The organism is Carnobacterium sp. (assembly GCF_045617425.1).
Classification (GTDB): Bacteria; Bacillota; Bacilli; order Lactobacillales; family Carnobacteriaceae; genus Carnobacterium_B.
This window is the reverse complement of the sequence record NZ_JAZLIO010000011.1, coordinates 41,676-54,648: the sequence shown is the minus strand read 5'-3', so window position 1 is coordinate 54,648 and position 12,973 is coordinate 41,676. Positions and strand designations below refer to the sequence as shown.

Sequence of the window (12,973 nt, the reverse complement as noted above, 5' to 3'; positions counted from 1 at the left end):
TAATAACAATTGTTTAAAAATAGCTGAATTGTTTTAAAATTCAATTAATTTAAATCTTAATCGATTGTATTCTAAATATTTGTATGATAAAGTAGCTTTGTTGTAGGAGTGGAGGGATTATTCTTGGTAAATCAAACGATTAAAGAGACTTTCTTGCAGTATTTAATCATTGAAAGACACTATTCTGAGCTGACTAAAAAAGCATATCAAGAAGATATCACTCATTTTGAATTATTTTTAAATCAAACAGGAGATACGGATTTTAATAGCGTAACTCTTCAGGATGTGCGTATCTATTTAGGTGAATTAAATGAACAAGGATTAGGTCGAAACAGTATTTCAAGAAAGATTTCGAGCTTACGCGCATTTTATCAATTCTTATTAAAAAACCAGCTAGTTAAAGATAATCCGTTTTCTTATATCCATCTCAAAAAGAAAACGCTTCGTTTGCCTAAATTTTTTTATGAAAAGGAAATGGATGCTTTGTTTGAAGCAGTAAAAGGAGAAAGTCCATTAGATTTTCGCAATGAAGCTATACTCGAGGTGCTGTATGGTACTGGTATACGAGTGAGTGAATGTAGTGGCATTAAGTTAAAGGACATTGATTTTGAATTAAGTGTCTTATTGATCCGTGGTAAGGGAAATAAAGAACGTTATGTTCCATTTGGCCATTACGCCGCTGTTGCAATCCGCGATTATATAGAAAAAAGTCGTACCCCTTTAATGACAAAACACAAACGAATCCATGATATTTTATTTGTTAATCATCATGGTGACCCCATTACAGCTACTGGAATCGAATATGTATTAAACCAAGTAATTAAAAAAAGCAGTTTAACATCTGATATCCATCCGCATATGTTGCGTCATTCATTTGCGACTCATTTGCTGAATAATGGCGCTGACATGCGGACTGTGCAAGAACTATTGGGTCATGCGAGTTTATCTTCAACTCAGATATATGCTCATGTGACTAAGGATCTTTTACAAAAAAATTATCGCCAATTTCATCCAAGAGCCTAAGTTTGGATAATTGACTGGAGGAAAAAACAATGACAGAATTTCATGCAACAACTATTTTTGCTATTCAGCATAATGGAAAATGTGCCATGGCCGGTGATGGTCAAGTAACAATGGGTGAACAAGTAATCATGAAAGGCACTGCTCGAAAAGTTCGACGCATTTACAATGATGAAGTGTTGGTCGGTTTTGCTGGAAGTGTGGCAGATGCCTTTACTTTAGAAGAAAAATTCGAAGCTAAATTACATGAATACAAAGGAAATTTAACTCGTGCAGCTGTAGAATTGGCTCAAGAATGGCGTTCAGATCGCGCGATGCAAAAACTTGAAGCTTTGCTAATCGTAATGAACAAAGAAGAGATGTTGATGGTATCGGGTGGTGGGGAAGTTATCCAACCAGATGATGGAATATTAGCCATCGGTTCAGGTGGAAACTTTGCGCTTGCTGCTGGACGAGCGTTAAAAAAACTTGGGAAAGATTTAACTGCAGCTCAAATTGCTCAAGAAAGCTTAACAACTGCTGCAGACATCTGTGTATTTACAAATCACAATATTATTGTTGAAGAACTATAAGGAGTGAACTAAATGATAACAAAAGAAGATATGACTCCAAGAGAGATCGTTGCTGAGTTAGATAAATACATTATTGGACAAACAATGGCAAAAAAGTCAGTTGCTGTCGCCTTACGTAACCGTCAAAGACGTTTAAAATTAGATGAAGATATGCAAAAAGAAATCACACCTAAAAATTTGTTAATGATTGGTGCAACTGGAGTCGGTAAAACAGAGATTGCTCGACGTTTAGCTACCATTGTTCAAGCGCCCTTTGTAAAAGTGGAAGCTACTAAATTTACAGAAGTCGGATATATTGGACGAGATGTTGAATCTATGGTGCGCGATTTAGTAGAAGCGTCGATTCAAATTGTAGAAAAAAAACAGTACTCACAAGTTTTTTCTCGAGCAGAAAAAAATGCTATTGAGCGTATTGTAAAACTATTGATACCAGGAATAAAGAAAGAAAATCGACAAAGTACTAGTAGCAACCCTTTTGAATCGATGTTTAAAAACATGGGTGTAGATCCTAATCAATTAGCCCCACAAGCTGAAGAAGAGGAAGAAGAAGTAACAGAAGCCATTTCAACAGACCGTGAAAAAATGAAACAACAAATTCGTAATGGTCTTTTAGATGAAAGGGAATTGACAATACAAGTTGAAAGCCAAAAAAAATCAATGAATTCTCCTATGGGTGCCGGATTGGAACAAATGGGTATTGATTTAAATGAAACATTAGGGGCTTTACGTCCAAAGTCTAAAGTTAAACGAACTGTTACTGTAAAGAAAGCTATTGAATTGTTTACTCAAGAAGAATCGGCTAAATTAGTCAATCAAGAAGACATCCAATCGATGGCTGTAGAACTTGCACAAAATGCTGGTATTATCTTCATAGACGAATTTGATAAAATCACCTCTAAAAATGAAAATAGTGGGACTGTCTCTCGAGAAGGTGTCCAACGAGACATATTGCCAATCGTTGAGGGATCGCAAGTTAGCACAAAATATGGTCCGATTCAAACCGATCATATCTTATTTATTGCTTCTGGAGCATTTCATGTTTCTAAACCAAGTGACTTGATTCCAGAATTGCAAGGAAGATTTCCTATTCGTGTAGAGTTGGATGACTTAACCAAAGAAGATTTTGTTAAGATTTTAACGGAACCAAATAATGCGTTACTCAAACAATATATTGCGATGTTAGGGACTGAAAATGTCAACATTACTTTTACGTATGAATCGATTGAACGGTTAGCTGCAATTGCTTATCAAGTAAATCATGAAACGGATAACATCGGAGCCCGTCGTCTGCATACGATCTTAGAAAAATTACTAGAAGATTTATTATTTGAAGCACCGGATATGCAAATGGGAGACATTACCATTACTGAAAATTATGTCAATGAAAAAATCGAACACATTGTAGAAGACAAAGATTTAAGTCGCTACATTTTATAAAAAGAATGACGGAGGCTTCTCATGAATGATTTACTGCAAAAAATGCGAAAAATTAATTACCTGCTTCAAACAAAAGGTGGTGTAGTAAAGACGGATTCTTCAAAGGATGGAGAATTAGCTTTCACTGATATGGCGATTGTATTAGGAGATATTCTTAATGCGAACACGTATTTGATTGATGATGCTGGAAATTTACTCGGCTATCATGAAAAACATGAAATCAATAATGAACGTGTGAAACAAATGTTAGTGGATGAAAAGTTTCCTGAAAAATATACACGCAGTATGTTAGAAATTTATGAAACAAGGGCCAATATTGATATTGAAAGTGACTATACCGTCTTTCCGGTTGAAACAAGAGATATGTTCGTAGAAGGCTTGACGACAGTCATACCAGTTTTCGTAGCAGGTCAGCGCTTAGGGACACTTTTACTCGCTCGCTTGCAGCCAGTTTTTGATGACACTGATTTAATTTTAGGAGAACATGCAGCAACGGTTGTTGGAATAGAGATTTTATTTAAGAAATCTACTCAAATCGCTGAATCTGCTCGTAATACGGCAACTGTACAGATGGCAATCAAGACACTGTCTTATAGTGAACTAAAGGCTATCAAGGCTATTTTTGAAGAATTAGACGGTACTGAAGGTCGCATAACCGCTTCTAATGTAGCGGATAAAGTTGGCATCACCCGTTCGGTCATTGTCAATGCCTTACGTAAGTTAGAATCTGGCGGCATTATTGAATCCAGATCATTAGGAATGAAAGGCACCTATATTAAAGTACAGAACGAAAAATTTATTGATGCATTGGAGAAAGAATCGATTTATTAATGAATTTTTATAGTATACTAAGTAATCCTTTAACTTATCATTAGTAAAGGATTGCTTTTTTACATCCGTATATTTTGGTAAAGATAGAGAATGAGTTGCAAATGAGGAGGCAAAAAAATGATCACATTAATGAACGATCTGTTAACGGTATCTATTTCTACAAAGGGTGCTGAACTTCAAAGTATCAAACGTACGGATGAAGGATTAGAATACTTATGGCAAGGAGACCCGGATTTTTGGGGCAGAAAAGCTCCGGTTCTATTTCCAATAGTTGGACGTTTAAAACATGACGAGTATCGGTACAAGGGAAAAACATATGCATTAAACCAACACGGTTTTGCAAGAGATAGTGACTTTCAAGTAGAAGAACAAACAGATACGACTGTTCGGTTAACAACCACTTCTTCATTGCAGACAAAAGAACACTATCCATTTGATTTTCAATTATCGTTAACGTATACCCTAGAGAAAAACACGGTTAACGTAAGCTATTTTGTAAAAAACACACACGAATCTGAAGTGATGTATTTTTCTGTTGGAGGCCATCCTGGGTTTAATGTTCCGCTAACCAGTGATACTACATTTGAAGATTATTATATAACCTTCCTACCTAGACGACCCCGTCGCCAAATTCCATTGGTCGGTCCATACTTAGATTTAGAAAGTACCACATTAGCTCAAACCAATACAGAGATCGATTTAAAAAGATCCTTATTTGATAATGATGCTCTAATCTATGAAACCAAAGGGAAAAATAATTTTTCAATCAACTCTGAAAAAACAACTCATTCCGTATCAATCGCTTTTGAAGGCTTTCCTTATACAGGTATCTGGTCTCCTCCTAAAAAAGAGGCTCCTTTTGTTTGTATTGAGCCTTGGTATGGTCTTGCAGATGCAAGTGAGTTTACAGGTGAGTTGAATGACAAGCTTGGTATACAAAAACTAGAGGGTGCCGAATCTTTTTCTGCGAACTACACGATCTCTCTAACTTGAGAGTAGACAAAAAGGAACTGAGACATAACTGTCCCAGTTCCTTTGATGTTTTGTTCTATTAAAAAGAATCTTTTTTATCTTTCTTATACCCTAAACCAAAGGGGACTTTGCTTTCTGTGCCATTCCGGATGCGGTTAATATTTTCCCGATGTCTATAAATAATAAAGAGGGTCAAGATAAACGCAATTGTTGTTAAGATCCAGTCCCCAATAAATAAACTCGAAAGGGTAATGAGTGGTAATGAGATCATACTTGACAGACTTACCATTCTGGTTAAGAATAATAAAACTAAGAAGATACACACACTGTAAATAAAGAATGGCGGATTGTAGGCTAATAAAACACCAGCGCTTGTAGCAACCGCTTTGCCACCTTTAAACTGAGCAAATATAGGATACGTGTGGCCGAGGATAGCTCCTAAACCGATGACCATTGGATTGATTGGTACATGAAACAATAAAGGCAAACAAGCAGCCAGTGTTCCTTTTAATACATCAGCCAACAATACGACCGTTCCAGCTGTTTTTCCTAATACTCTAAAAGTATTTGTCGTTCCAGAGTTGCCACTGCCGAACTGTCGGATATCTTTTCCGTAAATTTTTTTCCCGACCCAAACGCCTGAAGGGATTGAACCTAATAAATAAGCAATAATAAACATGAGTATGATTTTAATCAACAAATTTCTCCCCTTGAATTGCAGTATACATAGTTTGAATAACGTATTCATCATTGTTAGAATAGCGTATTCATTATTTTACCATTTATCGTATTAGAAGGCTAGATAAAAACCGTTTTATTCACAAAGCCTAATGAAGACTAATTAAGGATTATTTTTCCGTGGGCTTGCAATTCAAAAAAATAAATAGTTTAATGAGAAGAGAATTCTTCTTATTAAAAGGCGAACGTATTTTCGTTTTTTATAAAAAAAACTACTGTTTAGTGCTTTCTATTCCTTAAAATATAGAGTATGATTAAAAAGGTGCTTCACTAAAATGAAGCAGTTGATTGATGCCAGGACGGGTTAACCCTACTGGAGAAATAAAAAGAGACTAGAGAAAACTTTAAGATAAAGCAAGAAACTACTTGTGTCCAATTAAAATAATGGCCGTTGTTTTGTTGAATAGATAAGTAGGAATCACTTTATGTTTAAAGCCTTAAGGAGTTTTAGTATGCCAAAAGAGTTAAATAAAGAGTATAACGATGATTCTATCCAAGTACTAGAAGGATTAGAAGCGGTAAGAAAAAGACCAGGTATGTACATTGGGTCTACGGATGCACGCGGTTTGCATCATTTAGTTTATGAAATAGTGGATAATTCAGTCGATGAAGCATTATCTGGATTTGGAACTGAAATAGATGTCACGTTGCACAAAGACAATAGTATCAGTGTCAAAGACAATGGACGCGGTATGCCAATTGGAATGCATTCATCTGGAATCCCTACTGTCCAAGTTATCTTCACGGTATTGCATGCAGGAGGTAAGTTTGGCCAAGGTGGCTATAAGACTTCAGGAGGTCTGCATGGTGTGGGCGCAAGTGTGGTCAACGCACTATCTGAATGGCTTACCGTTACCATCATTCGTGAAGGTGTCCATTACCAACAAAAATTTGTTGATGGTGGGAAAGCTAAAGGATCTCTAAAAAAAATTAAAACCAATAATGAAAAAAATGGAACCATTGTGCACTTCAAGCCTGATCCTACGATTTTCACCACAACTAACTTGTCGTACGATGTGTTGGCAGAGCGTTTAAGAGAATCAGCTTTCTTACTAAAAGGTTTGCGCATAACCCTAACCGATAAACGGAATGAACAGTCAGAAGTTTTTTATTACGAAGAAGGAATTAAAGAATTTGTCAGCTATTTGAATGAAGACAAAGATAATTTAACCCCCGTGGCCTATTTTGAAGGCGAAAATAACGAGATTGAAGTGGAATTTTCTTTTCAATACAATGACGGCTATTCTGAAACGATTTTATCTTTTGTTAATAACGTGCGGACAAAAGATGGCGGAACACATGAAGCAGGTATGAAAACCGCAATCACGAAGACGTTTAATGAGTATGCGCGTAAAGTTAGTTTACTGAAAGAAAAAGATAAAAATTTAGAAGGTACAGACTTTAGAGAAGGTCTAGCAGCCGTTATTTCGATTCGTATACCGGAGAATCTTTTGCAATTTGAAGGTCAAACGAAAAGTAAATTGGGTACTCCGCAAGCAAGGTCAGCTGTAGAGACAGTTGTCAGTGATCAATTAAACTTTTATCTGATTGAAAATGGCGATCTTAGCCAACAATTGATCCGTAAAGCTTTAAAAGCAAGAGAAGCGCGTGATGCGGCTAGAAAAGCACGTGAAGAAAGTCGTAATGGAAAAAAACGCAAAAAAAATGATACCCTCTTGTCTGGTAAATTAACGCCAGCTCAAAGCAAAAACGCTAAGCGGAATGAATTGTACTTAGTGGAAGGAGATTCAGCTGGTGGTTCGGCAAAACAAGGTCGAGACCGTAAATTTCAAGCAATCTTACCTCTTCGTGGGAAAGTAATCAACACGGAAAAAGCTAAATTGCAAGACGTAATGAAAAATGAGGAAATCAGCACGATGATTTATACAATTGGTGCCGGTGTTGGACCAGAATTTGATATTGCAGACTGTAACTACGATAAAATCATCATCATGACCGATGCGGATACCGATGGAGCGCATATTCAAACACTGTTGTTGACTTTCTTTTATCGTTATATGAAACCTCTTTTTGAAGCGGGAAAAGTCTATTTAGCTTTACCACCGTTATACAAGTTATCTAGGGGTATTGGTAAAAAAGAAAAGATTGCTTATGCATGGACAGATGACGAGTTGGTTCAAGTCACAAAAACCTTTGGTAAAAATTATATTTTACAACGCTACAAAGGGCTAGGTGAAATGAACGCAGACCAACTATGGGATACAACGATGAACCCAGAAACGCGCACATTGATCCGAGTGAAAATTGATGATGCTGCTCAAGCTGAAAAACGGGTTTCTGTCTTAATGGGAGATAAAGTAGAACCTAGGCGTAAATGGATCGAATCTCACGTAGAATTTACATTTGAAGAAGGCGGCAGTATTTTAGAAAACAGTCAAATTATGGATCAAATTGAAACAGTAGATGAAGGAAGTGTCGAAGATGGAGAATAGAGCGGATATTCAGGAGTTGACCCTGGAAGAAGTAATGGGAGATCGTTTTGGACGCTATTCAAAATATATTATTCAAGAACGAGCCTTACCAGATATTCGGGATGGTTTAAAACCGGTTCAACGTCGAATCTTATATGCGATGAACGTTGAAGGTAATACGTCAGATAAAGGGTTTAGAAAATCAGCAAAAACTGTTGGGAATGTTATTGGGAATTACCATCCTCACGGAGACAGCAGTGTCTATGAGGCGATGGTCCGATTGAGTCAAGATTGGAAACAGCGAGAAGTCTTGATTGAAATGCACGGGAACAATGGGAGTATGGATGGAGATCCACCGGCAGCTATGCGGTATACTGAAGCGCGTTTATCAAAAATATCTGCTGAACTAGTTAGAGATATTGATAAAGAAACCGTTGATTTTGTTTTAAACTTTGATGATACCGATGAAGAACCAACGGTATTTCCAGCTAGCTACCCTAATTTACTTGTAAATGGAGCTACAGGAATCTCTGCTGGTTACGCAACAGATATCCCTCCTCATAATTTAGGAGAGGTAATTGATGCAACGATTCACTTAATTGAACATCCAAATGCATCTGTAACAGATTTAATGCAGCACATTAAAGGACCTGATTTTCCAACTGGTGCTATTCTACAAGGTGTAGCTGGAATAAAACAAGCTTACGAAACTGGAAAAGGAAAAATTATTGTCCGTTCTAAAACCCGAATCGAAGAAGTTAGAGGCGGTAAGGAACAAATCGTGATCAATGAAATTCCATATGAAGTAAATAAAGCTGTTTTAGTTCGTAAAATGGATGAAATTCGGTTGAATAAAAAAGTTGATGGCATTGCCGAGGTCCGTGATGAATCTGATCGTAATGGACTTCAAATTGTAGTTGAATTAAAAAAAGAAGCTAATGCACATGGGATTTTAAACTACTTATTGAAAAATACTGATTTACAAGTTGCTTACAATTTTAATATGGTTGCAATTGATAAACAAAGACCTAAACAAGCTGGAATCAATAGAATGCTTGAGGCTTATTTAGAACATAAACGAGAAGTGCTTACTAGAAGAACAAATTATAATCTTCGTAAAGCTGAAAGTAGACAACACATCGTTTCAGGTCTAATTAAAGCTTTATCTATTCTAGATCAAGTTATCGATGCTATTCGCAGCAGTAAAGATAAGAAAAATGCAAAAGAAAATTTGATTGAACGTTTTGATTTTACCGAAATTCAAGCTGAAGCTATTGTTTCTTTGCAACTGTATCGATTAACGAATACGGATATCACAGCATTAGAAAATGAGGCTGCTTCTTTAGATAAAGCTATCGCATCATATAACAAAATTTTATCAAGTTCTAAAGAACTAGATAAAGTGATGAAAAAAGAATTAGCGGAAGTAAAGAAAAATTATGCTTCACCTCGACTGACCATTATCCAGGATCAAATCGAAGAATTGAAAATTGATACTGAAGTTCTAATTGCATCTGAAGAAGTTATGGTTTCTGTCACAAAAGAAGGATATATTAAGCGAACCAGTTTGCGTTCATATGGTGCTTCTAAACCTAATGAGATGGGAATTAAAGAAGGCGATTATCCACTCTACATTCAACAGCTGAATACATTGAATCATCTTTTGCTATTTACCAGCAAAGGGAATATCATTTACCGTCCAGTTAATGAAATTTCTGATTTAAGATGGAAGGATATGGGAGAGCATTTATCACAAAATATTGCCTTTTCTGCCGATGAAACAGTTGTGAAAGTTTTTGGTATTACCCAGCAACTGCCTCAAGCTACATTTACTTTTATTACTAAAGAAGGGTATATTAAGCAAACGGCTGTTTCAGAGTACGTTATCGGACGTAACTATAAAAATAAATCATTTTCAGCAATAAAACTTAAAACAAGTACGGATGAACTGTTAAACATTATTTATACAGAAAATCCATTGTTAAAAGATGTCTTCTTAGTCACTCATAGAGGATTTGGCTTGCGTTATTCTTTAGAAGAAGTTCCGGTTGTCGGTTCAAAAGCGGCAGGTGTAAAATCAATCAATCTTAAAGAAGGCGACTACGTTATAAATGGTGTTTTAATAGATGTTGAAGCCACTAAAAAAGAATTAATGATTTTAACACATCGTGGATCGATTAAAAAAATGAACATTCTTGATTTTGAATCATTAGGAAGAGCTAAACGTGGGTTATTACTCTTAAGAGAATTAAAGAAAAATCCTCATCGTATAGCTTTTGCTTTTGAAGCAACTAAAGAAGACCATTTTGTTATTCTAACTTCGAAAGGAAAAGAAATTTCTCTATCTAGTGCGTCCTACGCTATGAGCGATCGTTATTCAAACGGATCATTTATCTTGGATGAAGTGGCAGATGGAACACCTATTGAGATCAAAAAAGATTTATTAACTAAAGAGACAAAATAGAAAAAAGGTGTAGCTTAACAGCTACACCTTTTTTGTCTGTTTTATAATTTAGTAGTACAGTTTGTAAATATGTGAAAATTTGTACAAAAAATAAAAGATAGTAAAAATAAAGGGAATACCTTTAAACGCTTAAAATTAATGTTTATTTATAATAAAACAACATTTTAGTAACTGAAATCAATTGATTTGTTTCCACTTCGTGTTATAATGAGCATGAAGAATCTGTTAGATTAGTTCAACAGATAAAAAGGAGGAAGTTTGACTATGGAACAATGGAAAGGCTTTAAAGGAAGAGTGTGGCAAGAAGAAATCAATGTACGTGACTTTATTCAACAGAATTACAAACCTTATGATGGGACAGATGAATTTTTAGAAGGTCCTACAGAAGCGACTGAATTATTATGGAAACAAGTAATGGAACTGAATACTAAAGAACGTGATGCAGGCGGAGTATTAGATATGGATACTAAAGTTGTTTCTTCTATCACTTCTCATGAAGCCGGTTACTTAAATAAAGAACTAGAACGTATTACAGGATTTCAAACCGATAAACCGTTTAAACGTGGGCTACAACCCTTTGGTGGTATCCGAATGAGTGAACTAGCAGCAGAATCATATGGATATGAAATCGATCCGGAAGTTTCTCATATTTTTAGAGATTACCGTAAAACACATAATCAAGGTGTATTCGATGCTTACACACCTGAAATTCGTGCTGCAAGACGTAGTGGTGTCATTACCGGTTTACCAGATGCTTACGGACGTGGACGTATCATTGGTGACTATAGACGTGTTGCTTTATATGGTGTTGATCGTTTGATTGAAGAAAAGAAGAAAGATTTAGCCAATAAAGGTTACGGTACTATGAGTGAAGACATCATACGCGATCGTGAAGAATTAAATGAGCAGACACGCGCTTTAAACGAATTGAATGAGTTAGGAAGAATTTACGGATTTGATATTTCACGACCAGCTCAAACTGCACAAGAAGCTTTCCAATGGTTGTATCTTGGTTATTTAGCCGCTGTAAAAGAACAAAATGGAGCTGCAATGTCTCTAGGACGTACATCTACATTTTTAGATATCTACATTGAACGTGACCTAGCACAAGGTATTCTTACTGAAGCTGAAGCACAAGAGATCACTGATCATTTTATTATGAAATTGCGTTTAGTAAAATTTGCACGTACTCCAGAATACAATGATTTGTTCTCAGGTGATCCTACATGGGTAACAGAGGCCATTGCCGGAGTAGGTGATGATGGCAGACATTTGGTAACAAAAAATAGTTACCGTTTCTTACACACACTCTCTAACTTAGGTCCTGCTCCAGAACCAAACTTAACAGTATTATGGTCTACAAGACTTCCTGAGAACTTTAAAAAGTTTTGTGCAAAAGCTTCTATTGCGTCAAGTGCGATCCAATATGAAAATGATGACATCATGCGCTTAGAGTGGGGCGATGATTATGGAATTGCTTGTTGTGTTTCAGCTATGCGTATTGGGAAACAAATGCAGTTCTTCGGAGCACGTGCTAACTTAGCCAAAACGCTCTTGTATGCAATCAATGGTGGGGTAGATGAAAAAACAAAAGATCAAGTTGCTCCAAAATACCAACCCATTACTTCAGAGTACTTAGACTATGACGAAGTAATGGAAAAATACGATGTATTATTAGAATGGATTGCTGGATTATATTTAAATACTTTAAATATCATTCACTTTATGCATGATAAATACTCATATGAACGCATTGAAATGGCGTTACATGACAGTGATATTATGAGAACAATGGCTACAGGTATTGCAGGGTTCTCCGTAGCAGTCGACTCATTATCTGCAATCAAACACGCAAAAGTCAAAACGATCCGTGATGAAAATGGCTTGGTAGTCGATTATGAAATCGAAGGCGATTATCCTAAATTCGGGAACAATGATGACCGTGTAGATGATATCGGAATTTGGTTGTTAAAAACATTTATGTCAAAAGTGAAAAAACATCCAGCATATCGTAATGCCGTCCATACTACTTCAATTTTAACGATTACATCCAATGTAGTTTATGGTAAAAAGACAGGTAATACACCAGATGGACGTCGTTCTGGAGAACCATTCGCACCAGGTGCAAATCCAATGCATGGCAGAGATACACATGGAGCTTTAGCAAGTTTAACTTCTGTAGCTAAAATTCCTTATAAATACTCGCTAGATGGCATTTCAAATACGTTCTCTATTATTCCAAAAGCTTTAGGCAAAGAAGACGATATCCAACAAGAAAACTTAGCCAGTCTTTTAGATGGTTATGCTAAAAAAGGCGGTCACCATTTGAATGTTAATGTCTTTAACCGCGAAACATTAGTTGATGCTATGGATCATCCAGAAAATTATCCACAATTAACTATCCGTGTGTCAGGTTATGCAGTTAACTTTATTAAATTAACACGTGAACAACAATTAGATGTGATTAATCGTACCATGCATGATAGCATGTAACGTTTTAAAAAAAA

Annotated in this window: 9 protein-coding genes; 8 read left to right on the top strand and 1 reads right to left on the bottom strand. The window is 36.1% G+C overall.

Going from position 1 to position 12,973, the window contains the following annotated elements; translation table 11 throughout:
- Positions 1–123: 123 nt before the first annotated feature.
- The 5 genes from xerC to ACKI3H_RS06305 all read left to right on the top strand — a co-directional run bounded on the left by xerC (position 124) and on the right by ACKI3H_RS06305 (position 4,853).
- Complete coding sequence (gene xerC, locus ACKI3H_RS06325; RefSeq protein WP_407371442.1) at positions 124–1,023, top strand: tyrosine recombinase XerC; 900 nt, start codon at positions 124–126, stop codon at positions 1,021–1,023.
- A gap of 29 nt (positions 1,024–1,052) precedes the next feature.
- Positions 1,053–1,592: an ATP-dependent protease subunit HslV gene (gene hslV / locus ACKI3H_RS06320; RefSeq protein WP_013710884.1), complete on the top strand. Its 540-nt coding sequence runs from the start codon at positions 1,053–1,055 to the stop codon at positions 1,590–1,592.
- A gap of 12 nt (positions 1,593–1,604) precedes the next feature.
- Positions 1,605–3,029 carry an ATP-dependent protease ATPase subunit HslU gene (gene hslU, locus ACKI3H_RS06315; RefSeq protein ID WP_407371441.1) on the top strand — a complete coding sequence of 475 codons (1,425 nt, stop codon included), beginning with the start codon at positions 1,605–1,607 and terminating at the stop codon, positions 3,027–3,029.
- 21 nt (positions 3,030–3,050) lie between these two features.
- Positions 3,051–3,860, top strand: coding sequence for a GTP-sensing pleiotropic transcriptional regulator CodY (gene codY / locus ACKI3H_RS06310; RefSeq protein WP_407371440.1), 810 nt, complete (start codon positions 3,051–3,053; stop codon positions 3,858–3,860).
- A gap of 117 nt (positions 3,861–3,977) precedes the next feature.
- Positions 3,978–4,853, top strand: a complete 876-nt coding sequence (locus ACKI3H_RS06305; protein ID WP_407371439.1) for an aldose 1-epimerase family protein — start codon at positions 3,978–3,980, stop codon at positions 4,851–4,853.
- 58 nt (positions 4,854–4,911) lie between these two features.
- Here the strand turns inward: ACKI3H_RS06305 and plsY are convergent, their stop codons facing one another.
- Positions 4,912–5,526, bottom strand: a complete 615-nt coding sequence (plsY, locus tag ACKI3H_RS06300; protein WP_407371485.1) for a glycerol-3-phosphate 1-O-acyltransferase PlsY — start codon at positions 5,524–5,526, stop codon at positions 4,912–4,914.
- A 496-nt stretch (positions 5,527–6,022) separates the two neighbouring features.
- Between plsY and parE the strand changes: the two genes are divergently transcribed.
- The 3 genes from parE (at position 6,023) to pflB (ending at position 12,959) form a co-directional block, all read left to right on the top strand.
- On the top strand, positions 6,023–8,023 hold the full coding sequence (parE, locus tag ACKI3H_RS06295) for a DNA topoisomerase IV subunit B (RefSeq protein ID WP_407371438.1): 2,001 nt from the start codon (positions 6,023–6,025) through the stop codon (positions 8,021–8,023).
- Positions 8,013–10,466 (top strand): DNA topoisomerase IV subunit A, encoded by a 2,454-nt coding sequence (gene parC, locus ACKI3H_RS06290; protein ID WP_407371437.1) that lies wholly within the window; start codon positions 8,013–8,015, stop codon positions 10,464–10,466. The genes parE and parC overlap by 11 nt, the downstream gene beginning before the upstream one ends.
- 264 nt (positions 10,467–10,730) lie before the next feature.
- Entirely contained in the window at positions 10,731–12,959 is a 2,229-nt protein-coding gene (gene pflB, locus ACKI3H_RS06285; RefSeq protein ID WP_407371436.1) for a formate C-acetyltransferase, read from the top strand.
- The last annotated feature ends 14 nt before the right edge of the window (positions 12,960–12,973 follow it).